This is a genomic window from Pseudomonas sp. SDO5215_S409, from assembly GCF_054071325.1.
In genome coordinates, this window is the sequence record NZ_JBSVWN010000205.1 from 1 (window position 1) to 270 (window position 270).

The following is a 270-nucleotide window of genomic DNA, read 5'->3' on the forward strand; positions in this document are numbered from 1 at the left end:
CCAACCACTGGATGCCGCAAGAGGTCAACATGACCGCCGACATCGCCCTGTGGCGCAACCCCGAAGGCCTGACCGACGACGAACGCCGTATCGTCATGCGCAACCTGGGCTTCTTCTCCACCGCCGACTCCCTGGTGGCCAACAACCTGGTGCTGGCCGTCTACCGCCTGATCACCAACCCGGAATGCCGCCAGTACATCCTGCGCCAGGCGTTTGAAGAGGCGATCCACACCCACGCTTATCAGTACTGCATCGAATCGCTGGCCATGG

Annotated in this window: 1 protein-coding gene; it reads left to right on the forward strand. The window is 62.2% G+C overall.

All coding sequences use genetic code 11. From position 1 onward, the window contains the following. Nucleotides 1-270 (forward strand): ribonucleotide-diphosphate reductase subunit beta (locus tag ACW9H9_RS28910; RefSeq protein ID WP_457346751.1); only part of this gene is annotated, 270 nt, incomplete at both ends.